Origin of the sequence: Mesorhizobium sp. M0037 (assembly GCF_040323635.1) — a bacterium.
Classification (GTDB): domain Bacteria; phylum Pseudomonadota; class Alphaproteobacteria; order Rhizobiales; family Rhizobiaceae; genus Mesorhizobium.
This window is the reverse complement of record NZ_JAMYVB010000003.1, coordinates 218,958-239,215: the sequence shown is the minus strand read 5'-3', so window position 1 is coordinate 239,215 and position 20,258 is coordinate 218,958. Positions and strand designations below refer to the sequence as shown.

At 60.1% G+C, this 20,258-nt stretch carries 20 protein-coding genes and 1 pseudogene; 10 read left to right on the top strand and 11 right to left on the bottom strand.

The genetic code is table 11. The annotated features are described in order from the left end of the window. Nucleotides 1–197 precede the first annotated feature (197 nt). From NKJ78_RS08110 to NKJ78_RS08090, 5 genes are all read left to right on the top strand, one after another. On the top strand, nucleotides 198–2,462 hold the full coding sequence (locus tag NKJ78_RS08110) for a methyltransferase domain-containing protein (protein ID WP_352562412.1): 2,265 nt from the start codon (nucleotides 198–200) through the stop codon (nucleotides 2,460–2,462). Next, nucleotides 2,459–3,529: a glycosyltransferase family 2 protein gene (locus NKJ78_RS08105; RefSeq protein WP_352459623.1), complete on the top strand. Its 1,071-nt coding sequence runs from the start codon at nucleotides 2,459–2,461 to the stop codon at nucleotides 3,527–3,529. Before NKJ78_RS08110 ends, NKJ78_RS08105 begins: the two co-directional genes overlap by 4 nt. Nucleotides 3,530–3,635: 106 nt before the next feature. After that, nucleotides 3,636–4,868, top strand: coding sequence for an acyltransferase family protein (locus NKJ78_RS08100; RefSeq protein ID WP_352459624.1), 1,233 nt, complete (start codon nucleotides 3,636–3,638; stop codon nucleotides 4,866–4,868). An 8-nt stretch (nucleotides 4,869–4,876) separates the two neighbouring features. Next, entirely contained in the window at nucleotides 4,877–5,797 is a 921-nt protein-coding gene (locus NKJ78_RS08095; RefSeq protein WP_352459625.1) for a class I SAM-dependent methyltransferase, read from the top strand. A gap of 21 nt (nucleotides 5,798–5,818) precedes the next feature. Continuing rightward, nucleotides 5,819–6,841 (top strand): class I SAM-dependent methyltransferase, encoded by a 1,023-nt coding sequence (locus NKJ78_RS08090; RefSeq protein ID WP_023715087.1) that lies wholly within the window; start codon nucleotides 5,819–5,821, stop codon nucleotides 6,839–6,841. 26 nt (nucleotides 6,842–6,867) lie between these two features. On the opposite strand, the gene NKJ78_RS08085 is transcribed toward NKJ78_RS08090, so the two are convergent. The 3 genes from NKJ78_RS08085 to NKJ78_RS08075 form a co-directional block, all read right to left on the bottom strand. After that, nucleotides 6,868–7,653: a GGDEF domain-containing protein gene (locus NKJ78_RS08085; protein ID WP_023705331.1), complete on the bottom strand. Its 786-nt coding sequence runs from the start codon at nucleotides 7,651–7,653 to the stop codon at nucleotides 6,868–6,870. A gap of 393 nt (nucleotides 7,654–8,046) precedes the next feature. Then, nucleotides 8,047–8,703, bottom strand: coding sequence for a hypothetical protein (locus tag NKJ78_RS08080; RefSeq protein WP_352459626.1), 657 nt, complete (start codon nucleotides 8,701–8,703; stop codon nucleotides 8,047–8,049). A 447-nt stretch (nucleotides 8,704–9,150) separates the two neighbouring features. Continuing rightward, complete coding sequence (locus NKJ78_RS08075) at nucleotides 9,151–9,663, bottom strand: DinB family protein (RefSeq protein ID WP_023684734.1); 513 nt, start codon at nucleotides 9,661–9,663, stop codon at nucleotides 9,151–9,153. A gap of 68 nt (nucleotides 9,664–9,731) precedes the next feature. Between NKJ78_RS08075 and NKJ78_RS30795 the strand changes: the two are divergent. From NKJ78_RS30795 to ndk, 3 genes and pseudogenes are all read left to right on the top strand, one after another. Continuing rightward, nucleotides 9,732–9,818: pseudogene (locus NKJ78_RS30795) on the top strand (glutathione S-transferase family protein); the annotation flags it as partial. Between the two features lie 114 nt (nucleotides 9,819–9,932). Next, on the top strand, nucleotides 9,933–10,568 hold the full coding sequence (gene bluB / locus NKJ78_RS08070) for a 5,6-dimethylbenzimidazole synthase (protein ID WP_352459627.1): 636 nt from the start codon (nucleotides 9,933–9,935) through the stop codon (nucleotides 10,566–10,568). 452 nt (nucleotides 10,569–11,020) lie between these two features. Then, a complete protein-coding gene (gene ndk / locus NKJ78_RS08065) occupies nucleotides 11,021–11,443 on the top strand; it encodes a nucleoside-diphosphate kinase (RefSeq protein WP_192259008.1) in 423 nt (140 codons plus the stop codon). 65 nt (nucleotides 11,444–11,508) lie between these two features. On the opposite strand, the gene NKJ78_RS08060 is transcribed toward ndk, so the two are convergent. The 6 genes from NKJ78_RS08060 to NKJ78_RS08035 form a co-directional block, all read right to left on the bottom strand. Next, the gene (locus tag NKJ78_RS08060; protein ID WP_023738630.1) at nucleotides 11,509–12,276 is read right to left on the bottom strand and encodes a YbaY family lipoprotein; all 768 of its coding nucleotides are present in this window, start codon (nucleotides 12,274–12,276) and stop codon (nucleotides 11,509–11,511) included. 69 nt (nucleotides 12,277–12,345) lie between these two features. Beyond that, on the bottom strand, nucleotides 12,346–12,819 hold the full coding sequence (locus NKJ78_RS08055) for a molybdenum cofactor biosynthesis protein MoaE (protein WP_023738629.1): 474 nt from the start codon (nucleotides 12,817–12,819) through the stop codon (nucleotides 12,346–12,348). Nucleotides 12,820–12,823: 4 nt separating this feature from the next. Next, on the bottom strand, nucleotides 12,824–13,081 hold the full coding sequence (moaD, locus tag NKJ78_RS08050) for a molybdopterin converting factor subunit 1 (protein WP_352459629.1): 258 nt from the start codon (nucleotides 13,079–13,081) through the stop codon (nucleotides 12,824–12,826). 1 nt (nucleotide 13,082) lies between these two features. Then, nucleotides 13,083–13,679 carry a CDP-diacylglycerol--glycerol-3-phosphate 3-phosphatidyltransferase gene (gene pgsA, locus NKJ78_RS08045; RefSeq protein ID WP_023738627.1) on the bottom strand — a complete coding sequence of 199 codons (597 nt, stop codon included), beginning with the start codon at nucleotides 13,677–13,679 and terminating at the stop codon, nucleotides 13,083–13,085. Between the two features lie 169 nt (nucleotides 13,680–13,848). Next, nucleotides 13,849–15,924 carry an excinuclease ABC subunit UvrC gene (gene uvrC, locus NKJ78_RS08040; RefSeq protein WP_023738626.1) on the bottom strand — a complete coding sequence of 692 codons (2,076 nt, stop codon included), beginning with the start codon at nucleotides 15,922–15,924 and terminating at the stop codon, nucleotides 13,849–13,851. After that, complete coding sequence (locus NKJ78_RS08035) at nucleotides 15,921–16,685, bottom strand: SDR family oxidoreductase (RefSeq protein ID WP_352562411.1); 765 nt, start codon at nucleotides 16,683–16,685, stop codon at nucleotides 15,921–15,923. The genes uvrC and NKJ78_RS08035 overlap by 4 nt, the downstream gene beginning before the upstream one ends. Nucleotides 16,686–17,096: 411 nt before the next feature. Here NKJ78_RS08035 and NKJ78_RS08030 point away from each other — a divergent pair, with 411 nt between their 5' ends. Beyond that, entirely contained in the window at nucleotides 17,097–17,747 is a 651-nt protein-coding gene (locus tag NKJ78_RS08030; RefSeq protein ID WP_023673452.1) for an outer membrane protein, read from the top strand. A 63-nt stretch (nucleotides 17,748–17,810) separates the two neighbouring features. Here NKJ78_RS08030 and NKJ78_RS08025 read toward each other — a convergent pair whose 3' ends face one another. Next, complete coding sequence (locus NKJ78_RS08025; RefSeq protein ID WP_023689091.1) at nucleotides 17,811–18,407, bottom strand: glutathione S-transferase family protein; 597 nt, start codon at nucleotides 18,405–18,407, stop codon at nucleotides 17,811–17,813. On the opposite strand from NKJ78_RS08025, the gene NKJ78_RS08020 reads away from it, so the two are divergent. Beyond that, the gene (locus NKJ78_RS08020) at nucleotides 18,406–19,170 is read left to right on the top strand and encodes a hypothetical protein (RefSeq protein ID WP_198018625.1); all 765 of its coding nucleotides are present in this window, start codon (nucleotides 18,406–18,408) and stop codon (nucleotides 19,168–19,170) included. The genes NKJ78_RS08025 and NKJ78_RS08020 overlap by 2 nt on opposite strands. Nucleotides 19,171–19,717: 547 nt before the next feature. On the opposite strand, the gene NKJ78_RS08015 is transcribed toward NKJ78_RS08020, so the two are convergent. Continuing rightward, complete coding sequence (locus NKJ78_RS08015) at nucleotides 19,718–20,215, bottom strand: DinB family protein (RefSeq protein WP_023738624.1); 498 nt, start codon at nucleotides 20,213–20,215, stop codon at nucleotides 19,718–19,720. Between the last annotated feature and the right edge of the window lie 43 nt (nucleotides 20,216–20,258).

The following is a 20,258-nucleotide window of genomic DNA, read 5'->3' as shown; positions in this document are numbered from 1 at the left end:
GCCGCATTTTCGGTTTTTTTCTTCACGAAAACTCGCGCCCCACGTAGATCAATCCAAGATGTACATAACTCTCTAGAGCATATTGTGCGATCAAGCTTTGGTGGCTAACGTGCCTTGGGGTGACGGGGAGGACGATCAAGCGACCTGTGCGCTGAACACGTTAATAAACGTAAACTCATAAGTATATCAGCGTAGAAATGGGTGGAATCTTGCAGAATATACAAGGGGTATTGACGTTTAGATCGGGTCATTTTTGGAATAGAGCCAATTTTGGCTCGCTGTTCACAACAGCTGAACGATTGGGTGTTCGGCGGCTTTTTCCATCAAAAAGTGGTTCCGCGGCAACCAACGCCAATGTTTTGCTTGCCGAAGCTCCGCATCGCGCGACGCTCGCCCCAGGAAAATTCGTCCACCTGATCGATCTCATGTGGTGCGATATATATGGCGTATTCGTTTTGGGTTGGGCTCACACGAACGAAATGCCTGTCAAAGCGATGTACCTCCGTAGCGGCGATTTTCGGGTCCAGGTAACGGAGATGCTGGAGCGGCCGGACCTGCAGAATTTTTTTCCGCATTTGCCGTCGACGAAATGCGGCTTCTCCGTCTACTTGGCCTGCAGTCCATTCCGGCCGGTTTTCCTGGAAGTCGAGACGGCGGCGGGCTTAGCAGAGATAGAGATCGAAGCGCCGCCCGCCAACCACCACATGAACGCTCCGCTGCCCACGGTGGACAACGGGATGAACGATTTCATCCACGAGATGAAGAGGGTCAAAGGAACCGTCGTCGAAATCGGCGCTCGTGTTGTCGGGCCGGAATCGTCGCTGCAGGCGCGGTTGTTTCAACCCGAATGCAAGTTCATCGGTGTCGACATCCATCCGGCACCGGGCGTCGACGTCGTGGCGGACGCGCATTTCCTGAGCGACCATTTCGAACCGGGCTCGGTAGATGGAATTATGTCGTTTGCGGTCATGGAGCATCTGGCCTGCCCGTGGCTACTGGCCGCAGAGATCAACAAGGTGCTCAGGGTTGGCGGGCTGACACTCCACTCTTTGCCACAGGCCTTTCCCGTCCACGAAACGCCAAACGATTTCTGGCGAGCTTCGGACGAAGGCCTGAAAGTGCTGTTCTCGCCCGAGATGGGTTTCGAGATTCTGAAAGTCGGGATGTGCATGCCCGTCAAGATGCATATCCACCCAGACTTTCGAGCAGGCGCCATGCATTCTTTTCCCCTGCACAACGGCATGGCTTCATCATTCGTCCTGGCACGCAAGATTTTCGATCTCCCGAAGGGAGCTGTCGCGTGGCCACTCCAGAGAAGTGAGTCCATGAAACATAGCAAAGCTTACCCCCCCCATGGCAGCCAAGCGACAGCAGAGCCGCCGACAGGCGATTTCAAGGATCCATCCATACCGGGTTCACCGACTAATTGGACCATGCCGGAGCGAACCAAGCTGCTGTTGTCGATGTTTGATGCGAGCGGCTTTGGCCTGGAGGTAGGGCCAAGCTACAATCCGCTTTTGCCGAAATCCCGTGGCTACAATGTCGAAACGATCGACCACGCTGACGCTGCGACCTTGCGTCAGAAATATGCCGATAATGCCACTCAGATTGAAGAGGTGGACTACGTCTCGGACGGACGCAGCATCCTCGAGACCATCGGCAAGAAGGGCCGCTACGACTTCATTTTTGCATCGCATGTCATCGAGCACATTACAGACATCGTCCGCTTCATTCAGGATTGCGAAGCGCTCCTGAAGCCGGATGGCAAGCTCGTGCTGGCAGTGCCCGACAAACGATACTGCTTTGACGCGTTGCGGCCTCTGTCCACGGTGGGGCAGGTGATTCAGGCTTACATCGACAAGCGCAAGCGCCACACTGCCGGGGTTCTGTTCGACCAGGCTTACTATTGTTCCAGCAAGGCGCAGGCGATTGTCTGGATCGAACCTACCCTCGACGATCTCAGTTTGGTGAACAGCAATGAAAGTGCCAAGAGCCACTTCGATAGCATTAAAGATAGCACAGACTACCAAGATGCTCACGGCTGGCAGTTCACCCCATCCTCATTCCGATATATGATCAATAAACTTCGCTCCCTTGGCTATATTAAGTCTGGAGAGATCTCATTGCACAAGAATAATAACGAATATATGTGTGAGTTCTATATCACCCTTTCTAAAAATGCTGCCCCCTCACAATATTCCGATATAGACATGCTTAAGCAGACAGAGCAGGAAATTCGCGACATCTACATGAATCGAGACGAGATGGAGAAAAGCAACAAGCTCGCCGCCCTGCAACGCGAAACTGCGACCGCGACCAGTCGAATCGAGGCCGCTAACCGGCAAATCGAAGCTGCAAACCAGCAGATTCAGCACCTTGCTGCGAGAACCGATGCCTTGCTGCAGTCGACATCGTGGAAAGTTACAGCTCCCCTTCGATACATCAGGTCAGTGTTCCGATGATGCACGTGTCGCCCAAGGGGTCGAAACTCTCATCGAAGAAAGCCCTGACCGTGGTGGTCGTCATCCCCTACTATAACGGGTCGGCATTCATAGAGAGATCGGTCAGAAGCGTCCTTAGTCAGACACTGCCGCCCAACGAATTCGTCGTCGTCAATGACGGCTCGACGAAAAACGAAACGGCGTTTCTGCACAAGCTTGCCAAACGGCTGCACTTCAAGGTGATCGATCAGGCCAATGGCGGTCAGGGGTCGGCCAGAAATGCCGGCGTACGTGCCTCGACCTCAAACTACATCAGTTTTCTCGATCAGGACGATTTCTACCGAGATACGCATGTCGAAGCTCTGGTGCGGGCTATTCCGTCGGACGACCCACATCTCGGCTGGGTCTATGGCGATCTTATGGAAGCCGATGGCGCCGGCAATGTGCTGCGAACGGCGACCGTGAAACGCCACAGCGCCCACCCCAAGCGCGATATCGAACAGATGGTGGGCTTCGACATGCACGTCCTGCCATCTGCATCGTTGATCTCGCGCACTGCCTACGAAGCCGTGGGCGGTTTCGACCCACAGTTCATAGGATATGAGGACGACGATCTTTTCCTGCGCATTTTCCGAAGCGGATACAGCAATTACTTCGTTGACCAGCCGGTGACCGTCTGGTGCATTCGACCCAACAGCACATCATACACCGTGATGATGTCGCGCAGCCGGTTTCGGTATTTTAAGAAGCTTCAGGAAATGTTTCCCGACGACCGCAAGATGGTCCGCTACTACATGCGGGATTTGCTAATCCCCCGCTTTCATTCGCAATTCGTCCACGACGCGATCCGGTGGGCTGTCCAGGAGGACAACCATCTTCCCGAGCACAGGGAAGAGTTGGTTTCCATCTTCAATGGCTATGGGCGAGCGGTGTTCAGCAACAAATCCATACCCTGGCGTTTCAAGGCAAAGGTCTGGCTCGAGCGCCTGGTGGTGAACACCAATTCCAAAATCGTCATCCTTACGGCGATCAGGCTAGCCCACGCCGCCCGCGGCCTGCGCGTGTTCTTCACCCAGTCGCTGCGCTAGGCGATCTCATTGCGGGATCGGATTCGCACAAGGTTCTGCCGATTGAAGGGGCTACCCTGATGCCAATATGGCCGTCCTTCGACAAAGCATAGGGAGGCATGAGGGAATGCAGGAGCGGGCGGAAGCCTATGTGAGACCCTCTGTCGCCATGCGCAATTCTGGTGTTGTTCCGCCGCTCTTTGGACGGTCTGCGATTCATGACTCCCTATTGCCGATACAGGCAACCGAGGATGGTTCGGCGCGTATCGAACTCCCAGGTTTGCTAGCTATGCGCTGCTATGCGGCGCTTGCTGTTCTGCTTGTGCATCTTATTACGCTGCCGAAGCTGCCGATTCCGGCGCAGCTGTCGTTCATCCCGACGCATCTGATCTATGGCGTGCCTCTCTTCTACGTTGTGAGCGCGTTCGGCCTTTTTGTTCGCTACAGCGGCAGGATCGAGACACAAGCAGATTTGCGCGACTTCTATACGCGGCGGTTTTTCCGCATCGCGCCGCTGTTCTACTTCATGATGTTTATTGTCACCCCGCCGCTGTTTTGGCTGATGTGGGGTGTAACGTTTTCGATTTCGCAGTTTGTCAGTTCAGGCCTCTTCATCTTCAACTTCGTGCCCCAGCATGTCACTGGCTTTGTCCTGGCATCATGGTCAATAGGCATCGAGATGGCGTTCTATGCCATTCTGCCGCTGCTCGTGTTCGCGATCACTAACTTCAGGCGATCATTAGCTTTCGTGGCCGTCAGCGTCTTCTTCGCAGCAAACTGGGAGCTGGCTTTCAGTGGTGCCAGTCCCGTGCTTGCGACCTTCGAGCAGTACTCACTGTTTACATTTCTCTTCTACTTCGCGGCTGGGATTAGCGGATCTTTTGCCTGGAAGCGGCTTCGCCGAACCGCGCCGCAAATTGGCGGGACCATACTCACTGCAAGTTTGCTTGGCATCCTCGGGCTAATCGGCCTTTCGGACCCAGTTGGCGGATTGCTCGCGGCCACATTCGGGCCGGTCGCTGCATTGATGAACGCCCTTTGGGCGCTGGCGCTGACCGGAGCCGTTGTCGGAGTTTGCCTGCAGCCGCCGAAATGGTTCGTCAATCCTGCGGCCACACTGATTGGCAACGCCAGCTTCAGCGTCTATCTCTGGCACTGCGTCGTTATCGTCATTCTCGACAGATTGGGCGTCTACCACGGACTCTATGTGTCCCTCGACGGCGCGTTCATACCGTTCTTTGCCTGTATGCTCACCACCTTGGCCGTTGTGCTTCCACTGTCAGTAATGAGCTATCGCCATATCGAGCGGCCCGGCATGAACCTGGCCGGTCGCTTTACCCAGCATCGCCCGCTCCAATGAGGTAGAGGATGTTCCAGTTCCTGAAAACGCGCCCGGTCGCATCCGTGAGGCCGGCCACCGAAGACTTCGTCGACCGACTTTCCATGCTGGACGGTATACTGATTGCCACCGGATGGACAACGGGCGCCGACCCGGTAATCCTCTACGATGGCAAGCCGGTTCCCAACCAGGTCTGCGTGCGCTTTGCCCGCCCAGGCCTAGCAACAACAGCCCATCATGGCTTTCGAATCGCCGCTCCCCTGGTCGACAGAAACATTGCCAACCAGAATGTCTCGGTTGGGTTCGACAATGGCAACCGGCTGAGGCGCTCGCCCAAACACGCGGAGACGTCGACGTCAATTCACGCCAGATTCTGCAAGGCGGTGGCCGACAGGCCAGGCGCGCCGTTGATAGAGATCGGCTCGCGGGCCCGTTCCGGCAATACCTATCGGCACTTCTTTCCCGATTGCAAATATTTCGGCATCGACGTCTCGGCCGGGCCGAATGTCGATTTCGTCACCGACGCCCACACCATGGAAGGGGTGACCGAGAGGTTCGACTTTGCCTTCTCTATATCGGTCTTCGAGCATCTGATGATGCCATGGGTAGCAGCGCACGCGCTCAACCGGGTGCTCAACGTCGGCGGCCTGGCCTTTATCCAGTCGCATCCAGCCTGGCCCCTGCATGAGGTGCCCTGGGATTTCTTCCGCTTCTCCAAGGAATCATGGTCGTCGATCTTCAACAAATTCACCGGCTTCGAAGTGCTCGACGCCGGCTATGCCCTGGAGGCGGCGATCGTGCCGGCAAACATGGAGAGCGGGCCGTTACAGACGTTTGACGAACACCCGACATTCCTGTTGTCGGCCTGCCTTGCCAGGAAGGTCGGACCTCCAACCGCCGACTGGGCCGCCGACCCGGCCACGATCTACAATCTCAACTACTCACATTGAAGCAGGCGGTCGGAGTGGGTCATGCTGAACAGGACTGAACTTTTGTTTTCAATGTTTGATCCCAAAGGCTTCGGCCTGGAAGTCGGACCGAGCTACAATCCGCTGTTGCCGAAATGCCGTGGTTTCAACGTCGAGATCGTCGATCATGCCAATGCCACGGCTTTGCGCGAGAAATATCGCGACAACGCATCACAGATCGAAGAGGTCGACTACGTTTCGGACGGTCGCAGCCTGCTCGAGACCATCGGCCAGGAGCAACGCTACGACTTCATCTTTGCTTCACATGTGATCGAACATGTCACCGATATCGTTCGTTTCATCCAGGACTGCGAGGTCCTTCTGAAGCCAGCGGGCCGGCTGGTGCTGGCCGTGCCCGACAAGCGCTTTTGCTTTGACGCGTTGCGGCCGCTGTCCACTGTGGGGCAGGCGTTGCAGGCCTATGCCGAACAGCGCAAGCGCCACACGCCGGGAATCCTGTTCGACCAGGTTTCGTATTTCTGCACCAAGGCCCAACAGGTCGTCTGGCTCGAGCCGACCTTTGATGACGTCGCCTTGCTGCAAAGCGGCGAAGAGGCAAAAAACATGGCCGAAGCCGTGCAGGTCGACAGGGCCTATTATGATGCTCACGCGTGGCAGTTCACGCCGGCGTCGTTCCGATTTCTGGTCAAGAAACTTCGCTCCCTCGGATACATCAAATCTGGCGAGATTGCGTTCCACAAAAACGAGCCGAGCCAGTTGCACCTGCACGAGTTCTATATCAGCCTGACGAAGACCGCTCCGGTTCTGGAAGTCTCCGATGTCGATCTGTTCAAGCAGGCGGAAGCGGAACTGCGCGAAATTGCTGTGGACCGGGGCGGGTTGCATTTGAACAGTAAGGCCGCTGCGCTGAGGCATCAAATCGACGCCGTGAACCAACAGATCGAAGCGGCAAACTGGCAGATCCAGCTACTTGCGGCGAGGAACGAAGCGTTGCTGCACTCAACATCGTGGAAGCTGACGGCACCGTTGCGCTATGTCAGATCGGCGTTGCGGCGATCCGCCTGATCGGGTCTGCAGCCGACCGAAGTATCCTAATGCAACGTCGGATCACCGGCCAGCAGGGCGCGCGGCCCGGTCGTTTCGAAACTGACCTGGTCGCGGCCGTTGGACTTGGCCTTGTAGAGGTGCCGGTCGGCCGTCAGGAACATGTCGGCATAGGTGGTGGGTCCGCTGAAGGCGACGCCACCGATGCTCACCGAGAGCGGACAGGGCCGTCCATCCGGGGCAAACTCGACCTCGCGGATGCGCCGCCGGATCCCCTCGGCAACCAGCCAGGACTGCGACGGGTCGGCGCCAGGCAGGAAGATGGCGAACTCCTCGCCGCCGATGCGCCCGACGATGTCGGCGCCGCGCAGCTGGGCCTTGATCGTCTGCGCAATCAGCTTGAGCGCCTGATCGCCGCAATCGTGGCCCAATCGATCGTTGATGGTCTTGAAATGATCGGCGTCGACGATCAGCAGGGCGCCGGCATCGACGACGGCCTGGCTGCGCGCCTGTTCGAGATAGGCCTCGACCAGCATCGAAAACGCGCCGCGGTTGAACACCGCGGTCAGGCTGTCGGTCGCCGCGACGATGCTCAGATTCTTCTGGGCGATCGCCAGCTGGCGCATCTTGTACATCAGGAAAGAGAAGAACGATCCACCCAGCACGAGCGGCAGCAACAGGTCGGTGAGCTGCGCCCAGCGCAACGCTTCGGGCGACAGCGACGGAAAATTGTAGGAATCGACAAGGAAGGCCGCCGCGATACAGATCGCCGTGCCGACAACCGTGACTGCTATGACCCTGCCCAAGCTCGTGGGCGAAAGATCGACCCGCATGCCATTTCTCCCACTGTGTTCGCCATTTTGCAGCGGGAACACAAATGAAACCCTAAAATCTTACCTGCAATTCGAATGTGGTTAACCAGAACAATTCCAGGAAAGTGTGAGCAGCTTTCCCGGGAGAAGCGCGTGGGCGCTTTCCCTGAGAATTACCAAGACAAAGGGATAGCGCGTTTCATCGTTTCCGTTAAACGATAAAACGCTCCGGCAATCGAAAGGCGCGATCGGTTGCCTTGTGAGTGGCGACAAAAAGCCCGCCACTTGCGCGGCGGGCTTTCCGACTGGCCGGAGGCTTCTCGTCAGCGCATGTCCCTCGGGAAGTCTGGGCCATGCGGTAGGAGAGTGCCGTAAAGCCTCACGGCTGGCTCGACACTCCCGGCGAAACCTGTCTCAGCGACGCGAGATCATAAGGCATAGCTGCCGCAGATCGCTGTCGTAGGTGCCCTCGCTGGCGAGCACATCGACGCAGCGCTTCTTCATACGTGTCAGCTGGCTGTTCGACATGCTGGCGACGACACCGGGTGTCCCAGGGGTGCCTGGTGTTCCAGGAGTTCCTGGAGTGCCGGGGGTACCGGGCGTACCGGGCGTGCCCGGCGTTCCGCCAATGCCGACGCCGACACCGACGTTGATGCCGCTGCCGACGTTGACGCCGACACCGGCATTGATACCTCCGCTGCCGACCGTGGCCCCAACACCGGCCTTGATGCCACCGGCTCCGCCGACCGTCGCGCCAGCGCCGGCCTTAATGCCGCTGCTACCGCCGACTGAGGCGCCGAGGCCCGCAGTAACGCCGCTATTGCCGCCGACCGTTGCGCCAGCACCCGCCTTGATACCGCCGCTGCCGCCAACCGAGGCGCCGGCACCGGCCTTGACCCCGCCGCTGCCGCCGATCGAAGCGCCAACACCGGCATTGATGCCGCCAGCACCGCCGATAGATGCGCCGACACCGACGCCAATTCCGCCGCCTGCATTCGCGGGAGCGGCAAAAATGACGATAATTGCACCCGCCGCCAGTGTTCTAGCGATTTTTTGAGTGATATTAACCATGACACTCTCCTTGTTGCCGTTCTGCTTTGTGCATTGCAACATGCCAGCAAACCAAAGCAGACATATGCTTATGCACTCACAGCTACGCACGAGTCTTCCTTATAGTTTCTTTATTTTTTCCAAGAATAAGGATTGTAGTTCTCAAGGCGTGCACTGGTCTGCTAAAAAAAAATATGTTTTTGCTTCAACATTTAAACTTTGTTTAATTCTCTAAACAGAAATTCCACCGGAGTTGGAGTGGGTTGTGGCTGCGGCGGCCTGGAGCCGAAGGCCCACAAAAGGCGGGCCACCGACAGCCCAGCCACCTGGCCCCGTCACCGGGCAGCGTTGTGCCGACAGGGTCCTCACAACCCGGCTGGAATTCAGAGCTGGCGTCGGGGATGGATGGTCGGCGCAAATGTACCGGTAACGCTCCCGTGCGTTTAAACGGGAAGCGCGGTCAGGAGATCAGGCGTAGGCGCGGCCTTCGTCGGTGCGTTGGAAAAAGGCTAGGTCGAGCTGCACCGAAGGCCGGCCGAGAATGGTCAGGATGGCGTGCGCCTGGCCGCGGTGATGGGTCTGGTGGTTGAAGACGTGTCCCAGCGCCGGCGCCAGCCGCTGCGAGACGGTGCGCATGTCGGAAACGGTCATGTAGGAGAAGCGGCCGGACAAAGCCTTTTCGGTCAAACCGCCGACCCAGTCGACGATCCGCCTGTCCTCGGCCTCACGCGCCAGCTTCAAGCCAGGCAACGCGCGGTGCAGGATGGCGTCGAGTTTTGCCGGCGCGTCGCCCTCGCCGGTGAAGCGTTTCATCCAGATGCGGTCGGTGGCCAGCAGATGGTTGAGCGTGCCCATCATCGAGCCGAAAAATGCGCCGACATCGCGGTTGAACTCTTCTTCCTCAAGTGCGGCGACGGCATCGTAGATGCGGCCATTGGCCCATTGATTGTAGGCCGCGAACATCATGAAATGCTGTTTCATCTTTTTCCCGCCGACGAGTTCCGCTTCAGCCGCAGGCGACTAATTAGACCGCGAGGGCGCAGCCGCCAATGACCATTCTGTTCAATGAACTCGTCGGACACGACGCGACCCGTCCGTTCAGCCCGCATTGCTGGAAGGAGGCGGCGGCAGCAGCTTAGGGAGTAGGCAGTAGGCAATAGGGTCCGAGCGCTGTACTGCCTACTGCCTACTGCCTACTGCCCACTGCCTACTGCCTACTGCCTATTCCCCACACAAGTCTCCTGATCGCCATGCCACCACCCCCCGATTTCACCGATGATTTTCGCGCCGGGCTGGTCACGCTGCTGCGCTGGCGCCGGGATGTGCGGCGCTTCGAGCGGACGGCTTTGCCCGAGGGTACGCTGGAGCGGCTGCTGGAGCTTGCCAGCATCGCGCCGTCCGTCGGTCTCAGCCAGCCGTGGCGCTTCGTGGTGGTCGACAGCGCCGAGCGGCGGGGCGCGGTGAGAGACTGTTTCGAGCGCTGCAATGCCGAGGCGCTGGCATGCTTTTCGGGCGAGCGCGCCGCGCTCTATGCCCGGCTGAAGCTCGCCGGTCTCAATGAAGCGCCCTGCCAGTTCGCGGTTTTCGCCGACCGCACGACGCAACAGGGCCATGGGCTCGGCCGCATGACGATGCCGGCAACCATCGACTATTCGGCCGTCATGGCGGTGCACACGCTGTGGCTGGCGGCGCGGGCGGAAGGCATCGGCATGGGCTGGGTGTCTATCCTCGACGCGGCCGAGATGGCCGAGATTCTCGACACGCCGCCCGAATGGACGCTGATCGGCTATTTCTGCCTCGGCTATCCCAGCGAGGAGCATGAGATGCCGACGCTGGAGCGCGAGGGCTGGGAGCGCCGGCGGCCGCCCGTTGTTATCAGGCGGTAGTGATACTGACAGTCACTTCGCGCCGTCTTTGCCGACCAGCTTGACGCAGATCGGGTCGCCCTTCGGCATCGGCGTGCATTACCATTCGGGGCCGAAGCCGAAGTTCGTATCTGTGCGGCGACCCAGAAAGAGCAGCAGAACAAGGCCCACGGCAGCAAAAATGCCGATAATCAATAGGCTGGTGGTAGGCCAGCGCGTCCCGTCAAACATGGTTCGATGTCTTTCCGTTCCGCTGATTTCCGTTCGAAACCGTGCGTGCCTGCGCAATCACCATTTTCCCGCAAGCCTTGCCTTTGACCAGAGCGTTGCGAACAGCCATGCGGGCGGTCGCGGCCGAATAACGCTGCCGGGGCGCGTCCCCTTGGCAATGGGCCGGGCGGCTTGTATAGAGCCCGCCACTCCCAATTCCTCTCTTCATCACCCAATTCCTCTCTTCATCACAAGGATGACCAATGGCGATCGAACGCACCTTTTCCATGATCAAGCCGGACGCGACCCGGCGCAATCTTACCGGGGCCATCACCAGGATGCTGGAAGAGGCCGGCCTGCGCGTCATTGCCTCACGTCGGGTATGGATGAGCCGCCGCGAGGCCGAAGGCTTTTACGCCGTCCACAAGGATCGTCCGTTCTTCGGCGAACTGGTGGAATTCATGTCGTCGGCGCCGACCATCGTGCAGGTTCTGGAAGGCGAGAACGCCATCGCCAGGAACCGCGAAGTGATGGGCGCCACCAATCCAGCCAACGCCGCCGAAGGCACCATCCGCAAGGTGCACGCGCTGTCGATCGGCGAGAATTCCGTGCACGGCTCCGACGCGCCGGAAACCGCCGCCCAGGAGATCAAGTACTGGTTCTCGGACACCGAGATCGTCGGCTGAGCCGACCATCAGCTTTGAATCGAAAAGGCCGGCTCATTGCCGGCCTTTTTCGTTGCTGCCCGTGATCAACTCGCTGCGTTGAATCGCAAAATGTCGCGGCCGTCTTTGTCGGCGATGATCAGCTTGCCGCCATCGACACGGTATGACGCCGCCTTGGCGAGCGCCTCCAACAGCGCCTTTTCCTCGGCCATGATCTCCGGCGCGCAGGCCTTGTAGGTCGAGCCGATGTCGCTGATGACGATGGTCTCGCCATCGACCTTGGCGGTGGCGAAATAGGCGTTGCACGGGCCGCTGCCGCCCGCCTTGCCGGCTTCGCTGACCCGGAACGTCGCCTGCGGCTCCGAAATCACGCCGATACCGTCGATATACTCGACCAGCCAGCTCTGGCCGAACAGCGAGGCCGAGGTCGGCTTGTCGCTCGGCGCCACCATTTTCAGCACAATGGCCTGCGGCGCGTCGCTGAGCGGATCGACCTGATAGCGCGAGTCCGTGACGAACAGCAGCTTGTCGTCGGCGGTGATGCGCGCCTGCAGCGCATAGGTCATGTTGGGCCGGATCACCGTTGAATCGAAGCTGATCTCGAACTTGATCGGCACCTGGCCGGCCGGCGCTACCTTGCGCTCGCCGACAATGGCGGCCGGCGCATCGGCCAGCGATACATCGGCAAGTTGAACCGACAGCACGGCGTTGGGCGGCAGCGCGATGCGCTCGCGATACATCACCTCGCCCTTCAGGGTTTTCTCGGCGGCGACGGAAGGCTCGGGAACGGCCAGAACGCCGATAACCAGCGGCACAAAACCGAAGACGAAGAATTCGGCGATCCTGTCCAGCATGCCCTTGCTCCCTTTTTGCCGATGCGATTTGGCCAAGGGAATGCGGTCAATACATGGCTGCGCCGAGATTTATTCGGGCCGCGCCTTCCAGCGCGCCGCAGCCTGCTCGTCGGCGTCCTTGGCCTCGATCCAGCCGCCATCGCTGCCGTCCACGCGGTGCTCCTTCTTCCAGAAAGGCGCACGCGATTTCAGGAAATCCATCAGGAAATTCGCCGCCTCGAACGCCGCCTGCCGGTGCGAGGACGCCGTCACCACCAGCACGATGTTTTCGCCCGGTGCGATCTTGCCGTGGCGGTGGATGACGGTCAGGCCTTGCAACGGCCAGCGCTGAAGCGCCTCGCCCGCGATCCGGCTGATTTCGGCCTCGGCCATGCCTGGATAGTGCTCGAGTTCCAGCGCCGACAGCTGGCCCTGCTCGTCGCGGCAAAGTCCTGAGAAGGACACTACAGCGCCGATGTCGGCGCGACCCTCGGTCAGTTTCGCGATCTCGGCGGCAACGTCGAAATCGTCGCGCTGGATGCGCACCGTCGGCGCGCCGGACATGGTGTCAGCCCCCGGTCATCGGCGGAAACAGCGCGATCTCGCGCGCGCCGGCTATCTTCTCGCGATGCTCGACATGTTCCTGATTGATGGCGACGCGGATTACATCAGGATATTGCAGCGCGTGCCCATATTCCTCGCCGCGCGATTTCAGCCAGCGCAGGAGGTCGGTGACCGTCTCGATGCCCGCGGGCAATTCGACATCCTCTTCCGGCTTGCCGATCCGTTCGCGCACCCAGGCAAAATAAATGAGCCGGGTGGTCATCTCACTCGTCCATGATGTGCTTGAGGCCGGCGCGGAAATAGTCGTAGCCGGTGTATAGCGTGACGAGAGCTGCAATCCACAGCAGCACCAGTCCGGTCCGCGTGGTCAGCGGGAAGATCTTGTCGCCGGCAGGCCCGGCCAGCAGGAAGGCGATGGCGACCATCTGGATGGCGGTCTTCCATTTGGCGAGCTGCGTCACCGGCACCGAGACTTTCAATGCCGCCAGATATTCGCGCAGCCCCGAGACCAGGATTTCGCGGCACAGGATGATGATTGCCGCCCACAGCGACCAGCCTGCGATGCCGGCATGGCGGTCGGTGTCGGCGGCGAGCAGCAGCAGGCAGGTGGCGACCAGCAGTTTGTCGGCGATCGGGTCCAGCATCTTGCCGATGTTGGACGTCTGCTGCCAGGCGCGCGCCAGATAGCCGTCGAGATAGTCGGTGATCGAAGCCAGCAGGAAGATGATCAACGCCGACCAGCGGGCGAAGTCGCTCGATTTCAGATGGCCCTCGAGAAAAAAGCACAGCACGACCAGCGGCACCGCGACGATGCGGGCGTAGGTAAGCATGTTGGGAAGGTTGAACGCGCGCTTGGCCATATCTCAGGGACTCTTTCTGCCTGCGTACTCAAATCAGAACCGGATGTAGGGGGTCAACAGGCGAGATTCGATTGGCCAGACGAAATAGCGTGCGATTGCGGGGATTCGAGTGGCCTCCGAGAAAGGAACGGCTGCTGCCATTTGATCGGGACAGCGGCGTCACCGGCGCTCAGCTCTCATGGAAATGATTGTAGACGAGCTTGGCGACCTGCTCTGAAATACCGTCGACCTTGACCAGATCCTCGACTGCCGCGCGGCTGACCGCCTTGGCAGTGCCGAAGGCCAGCAGCAGCGCGCGCTTGCGACCGGGACCGATGCCGGCGATCTCGTCGAGCGGGCTCTTGACCAATTCCTTCTTGCGTCGCGCGCGGTGCGAACCGATGGCGAAGCGATGGACCTCGTCGCGCAGCCGCTGGACGAAATAGAGCACGGGATCGCGGACGGGCAGCGAAAACGAGTCCCTGCCTTTGACGAAGAAACGCTCGCGGCCGGCATCGCGGTCCTGGCCCTTGGCGATGCCGATGGCCGCCACGCGATCCTCGATGCCGAGGTCGGCGAGGATCTTGCGCACTGCGCTCATCTGGCCCTGGCCGCCATCGATCAGGATGACGTCGGGCCAGGCCGGGAAGCTGCCGGAGATGTCTTCCTCGATGTCGTCGCCTGCTCCACCGGCTGCCGCGTCGTCGGGAACGACATCGCCATGTTCCTTCAGCAGCCGCGAAAAGCGCCGTTCCATCACCTCGCGCATCATGCCGAAATCGTCACCGGGCGTGATCTCGGTCGAGCGGATGTTGAATTTGCGGTACTGGTTCTTCACAAACCCTTCCGGCCCGGCGACGACCATGGCGCCAACGGCGTTGGTGCCCATAATGTGCGAATTGTCATAGACCTCGATGCGCACCGGTGGCTTCGGCAGGCCGAAGGTCTCGGCAAAGCCGGCGAGCAGCCGGCCTTGCGTGGAGGTTTCGGCCAGCCGGCGGCCGAGCGCCTCGCGCGCATTCTGCAGCGCGTTGTCCGTCAAATCCTTCTTCTCGCCGCGCTGCGGCACCGAGATCGACACTTTACGGCCGGCGCGGGTGGACAGCGCTTCGGCCAGCAGTTCCTGATCCTGGACGCCTCGCGACAGCAGAATGTTCCGTGGCGTCGGCTTGTCGTCATAGAACTGCGCCAGGAACGAGCCCAGCACTTCCGCCCCCTCCAGTGCCGGATCGGCCTTGGGGAAATAGGCGCGGTTGCCCCAGTTCTGGCCGGTGCGGAAGAAAAACACCTGGATACAGACCTGGCCGCCCTCCTGATGGATAGCAAAGACATCGGCCTCATCGACCGTGGCCGGGTTGATGCCCTGATGGCTCTGCACATGGGACAGCGCTGCCAGCCGATCACGATAAATGGCGGCGCGCTCGAAATCGAGCTCCTGCGAGGCCTGCTGCATGGCGGCAGAGATTTCGGTCTTCACCTTCTGGCTGCGGCCGGACAGAAAATCCTTCGCCTCGCTGACCAGCTCGGCATAGTCGCCATGCGAGATTTCGCCGGTGCAGGGACCGGCACAGCGCTTGATCTGGTAGAGCAGGCACGGCCGGGTGCGGTTTTCGTAAAAGGAGTTGGTGCAGCTCCTGAGCAGGAATGCGCGCTGCAGCGAATTGATGGTGCGCCCGACCGCGCCGGCCGACGCAAAAGGTCCGAAATAGTCGCCCTTGCGCGAGCGCGCACCGCGATGCTTGTAGATGCCGGGCGAGACGTGATCGCCGGTCAACAGGATGTAAGGGAACGACTTGTCGTCCCGCATCAGCACATTGAAACGCGGCCGCAAGCGCTTGATGAGATTGGCCTCGAGCAGCAGCGCTTCGATTTCGGTGCGGGTGACGACGAACTCCATCGTCGATGTCTCGCGCACCATGCGGCCGATGCGGGCGGTGTGGAACCGGCCTTGCGCGTAGTTGGTCACCCGCTTCTTCAGGCTGCGCGCCTTGCCGACATAAAGCACGTCGCCGGCAGCGTTCATCATGCGGTAGACGCCGGGCGCATTGGGCAGCCGCTTGACCAATGTCTGGATGACCTCGGCGCCGACCATGCCGTCGGCGTCGCCGGCATGCGGCGCCCAGTCTATCGCTGTGAAGGCGACATCGGGCCCGGTGGCCTCGGGCTCGACGATCTCCTCGACCGCTTCATCCTCAAGGTCGATGTCGGGCGGCATATCGTCGGCGGCGCCGGCGCGCGTCTTGTGTTTCTGGTCTGCGGGACTCATTCCACCATGCCTGTCACATCCGGCGTCTGCCATGCAAGATGCTGGCCGCCGTCAAGCGCGATCATCTGGCCGGTCACCGAGCGCGCATCCCAGAGATAGCGAATGGTGGCGCCGAATTCGGCCAATTGCGGGCCGCGCTTCAGAATCAGGCCATCGACCTGCTTCTGGAAATCATCACCTTCCTGGCGCGCATTCTTCAGCGTTGGACCGGGACCGATGGCGTTGACGCGGATGCGCGGACCGAGCGCCTGTGCCAGCATTTCGGTCTGCGTCCACAAGGCCGACTTCGACAGCGCATAAGAGAAATAGCGCGGCGTCGGCCGCCAGACGCGCTGGTCGATGATGTTGACGATCAGCCCCTCCTGCCCTGGCGGCAAGGCGCGGGCGAAGTTTTGCGCCAACAGCGCCGGCGTCTTCACATGGATGGCGAAGTGAAGGTCCCATGCCGCCCAGTCGAAGTCCTCGACGCTATCGTCGACGAACAGCGACGCATTGTTGACAAGTAGCGTGACCGGGCCGAGCGCTGCCGCGGCGCGGCCGACGAGATCGCCAACCGCATCCATGTCGGTCAGATCGGCGGCTACCACGCCGGCGCGGGCGCCTCCGTCCCTGATGCTCGCAGCCAGCGCGTCGGCCTCGGCGGTCGAGCGGTTGGCGTGGATGGCGACGGCAAAACCGTGCGCGGCCAGATCCTCGACGATCGCCTTGCCGATCCGCTTCCCCCCGCCCGTCACCAGCGCCGTTCCGGCGGCTTCGATCATCTGTCAATCCTCAATCTGCGCCTCAATTCGGCTAGCGGCACATTGTGACGCGTCCAGGGGTTAAATGCCGTTTCCACCTGGGGCAGGAATGTGGCGAAACGGCTTTTTCGCCGCCGGCACCGCCCCGGATTCGGGTCGGCAGGACCGCAATATAGGACGCTGAACCCGTTGCACCAAGCCGAGTGCAGTGCAGCATCGCCTGCGTACTGACATTTCGCTGTTGCGAAGATGCAACGTCAAGCTTCGGCCTCATTCGTGCCGGGGAATGACCCATTTTCAGGTTCGCTGCCGCCGCATTTTGACACGACATTCGGAACCGTTGAGTGCCAGATCCGTTTCACCCCCCGGACGGGTTGATGGCGCTCAGGACAAACCAGCCTACGTGTCTTGTGGCTTAAGGAGTAAACAACAATGCAAACCAATCTCAAATTCGCGCCGCTCGCGGTTGCGCTCGGGCTCTTCGCCCTCAGCGGTACCGCTTTTGCTGCCGATGTCGTCTCGGAAGAGCCCCCGGCGCCGGCCCCGATTGCCGAGCTCCCCGTCGCTTCCTGGGCCGGCCCGTATGCCGGTCTCAGCGCCGGCTACGGCTTCAGCGGTCATGCCAAAGTCCAGGACGGCGGCCCCGACATCAAGACCAAGGGCTTTGTCGGCGGCGTTTTCGGCGGCTACCAGTGGCAGCAGGAAAACTTCGTGTACGGTGCTGAAGCCGATCTCGGCTACAATGGCGTCAAGGGTGACAGCGGCGGCGTCAATTCCAAGGGCGGCTTCGAAGGCTCGCTGCGCGCCCGTCTGGGTTACGCCGTGACCCCGGAAATCCTGCTCTACGGCACCGGCGGCGGCGCCCTGAAGAACCAGAAGGTCTCGGTCCCCGGCGACAGCGACAGCAACACCATGCTCGGCTGGACGGCCGGCGTCGGCACCGACATCAAGATCACCGACAATGTGTTCGGCCGTGTCGAGTACCGCTACACCGACTTCGGTTCCAAGAGCTTCGACAGTGTCGGCACCAAGGTCAAAGAGAGCGACAACCGCGTCACCTTCGGCGTCGGTATGAAGTTCTAACTGTCGTTCAAGCCACGACACGAGAAAGCCGGGCCTCGCGCCCGGCTTTTTTTGTTTCGCCCGTCAAGCCGGCACAGCCACCTTCAGCCCCGGAAACTTCTCATCGAAACGCGCTGCCCAGCGGGTCAGGCGACCGCGGCCCTTTTCCCATTTGCCGGCGAAGCGCAGAGAGAGGTAGCCGAGGCAGGCACGCAACGCCAGCTGGCCAAGCGTGATCTTCTTCGGCAGCTTCGGCGGATTGGCGTTGAGGAAATCGAGTGCGGCGGTGATCTTGGTCCACTGGCGATCGAGCCAGGGTTGATAGACCATCTCCTCCGGACGCGTGCGCCGCTCATAGACCATCGACAGCGCGCAGTCGCATATGCCGTCGGCCAGCGCCTCCAGCACTTCGGCCTCGAGGCGCTTGTCGGCATTGCGCGGCAACAACAGGCTCTTCGAAGCGCGGTTGAGATGCTGAGTGATCGCGCGGCTGTCATGGATCGAGCGGCCGTCGTCGAGCACCAGCACCGGAATCTTGCCGAGAGGATTGGCTGACATCAGTTCAGCAGGCTTGTCCTCGGTCTTGACCGGCACGAGCTCGACGGCAATGCCGGCATGGAGTGCTGCCATGCGCACCTTGGAACTGTAGGGGGATGAGGACGCGTAGAGCAGCTTCGGCATGATCGGTTCCCTGTTTTCGGACGGCCAGTGCATGTCGCTCAAAAATGCGATTCCGGTCTTGAGAACGACGCGCGTAAAACAAAGGTCTAGAGCGTGTCGCCTGAACCCCATCGAATGCGACCGCCTTAGTGTTGGCCGATCTTCCCTGAGGGAGCAACTGCCAGAAGGGCAAAACCAGGCGGCCAATCCGCCGACAATGAAATCGCCATGCATGTCTCACAGAAGTGGCGTCAATTTCGAGAGAACGACATGCATCAAACAAGACCTAAATCACAACAAAAAAGCTCCCGGGAATCTGCCAGTCGGCAAAGTTCCCGGGAGCTTTGAGATGGACCGCTGTTACTTCTTCTTGGCGGCTGGCTTTTTGGCCGGTGCAGCCTTCTTCACAGCGGCCGTCGACTTGGCGGCGGCGGCCTTCATCGGAGCCTTGGCGGCGGGTTTTGCCGCTGCCTTGGCTGCCGGCTTCTTGGCGGCGGGCTTGGCTGCTGCCTTCGCAGCAGGCTTCGCCACAGCCTTGGCGGCCGGCTTCTTGGCGGCGGGTTTCGCTGCTGCCTTGGCGGCGGGTTTTGCTACTGCCTTAGCTGCCGGCTTTGCCGCTGCCTTGGCAGCCGGCTTTGCCGCTGCCTTCGGTGCTGCCTTCTTTACTGCTGCAGGTTTCGCGGCTGCTTTCGGTGCCGCTTTCTTTGCCGGCGCTTTCGCCGCCGGCGCCTTCGTCGTGGTCTTTGCCATGCGATGCCCCTTGCGTTTGTGCCGATGGCCGTGAGTGACCCGGCGAGCTAATGCATATCTGACTCGTGCGTATCTAGCCAGCGAAGCATTACATAGAATTTTGCAGATTAAGTTTCGGTTACGCTGAGAGCATGGTCGCAATGATCGGCACAGAAATCGGCAAAGAATCTTCCCGCTTCGCAGCGAACTATTGCGAGAGAAATCTCTGATATCGCGACTCACACGATCTTCTCGTCAAGCTCACATTCTCTTGCAACGCCGTCGATCTCACGCGGTCATCGGCGGCCTATCGGATGGCAACAATCATCGCACCGCAGAGGCTGATCTTGCTTCATCCCCACGGTTGCAGGAACAGCACTAAACTAAACGCGAGCTTTTTACTCGTATATCGAAAGTGGTTGGATGGAAGCCAGGAAAGACAGCACTTGAAGGGACAGCCTGTTGTGTCGGACGTTTCCCAGACGAGAAGGGAGATCGCCAGCTTCGGCGCAAGAGATGCCTAACGGAAATGGGAAACGAAGATCGGGGAATCCTCCTTCCCAGGAAGCCGCGATCCCTTGGAAGCCAAGGGGTGCAGGCCCCTAAGCGCCAACCCGCTCGCGCACCTGTGGCCGGCGCGAAGGCTCGGCGTGGTGGAGGTGGGCGGCAAACGTATCCCACGGCGGCGCAATGCCGATCTGCATCAGGATCCGCCCGATCTCGCCGCGGTGATAGCCGCCATGCGTGACGACATGTGTCAGCATTTCCTGGCGTGACATCATCGCCCTGTCGCCGTCGGTGAAGGTGAAAGGCACAGGCTCTGACATGAGCTTTGGCGAGACGGCTTCGATATGGTCGAGATACCAACGATCCATCGCAGCGACACCAGCGCTCAATTCGGACGCATAGCCATGACGCGTGCCGGAAAGATGCGCGGCGAATATCTTCGATACGACAAGGTTGTGGTTGATGAGACGGGTCGCCGTGTGGCGCTGATCGACATGCTCCTGCTGGTCGAGGCCCGCAAGCTTCTGCAGCAATTCACCATTCGCCCAGGCTTGATAAACGAAGAGGCTGCGGAGCAAATCCAGCGCGTCCATGGTTTGTATCCTTTGCAAGAAATGTGAGTATATTATCTATATT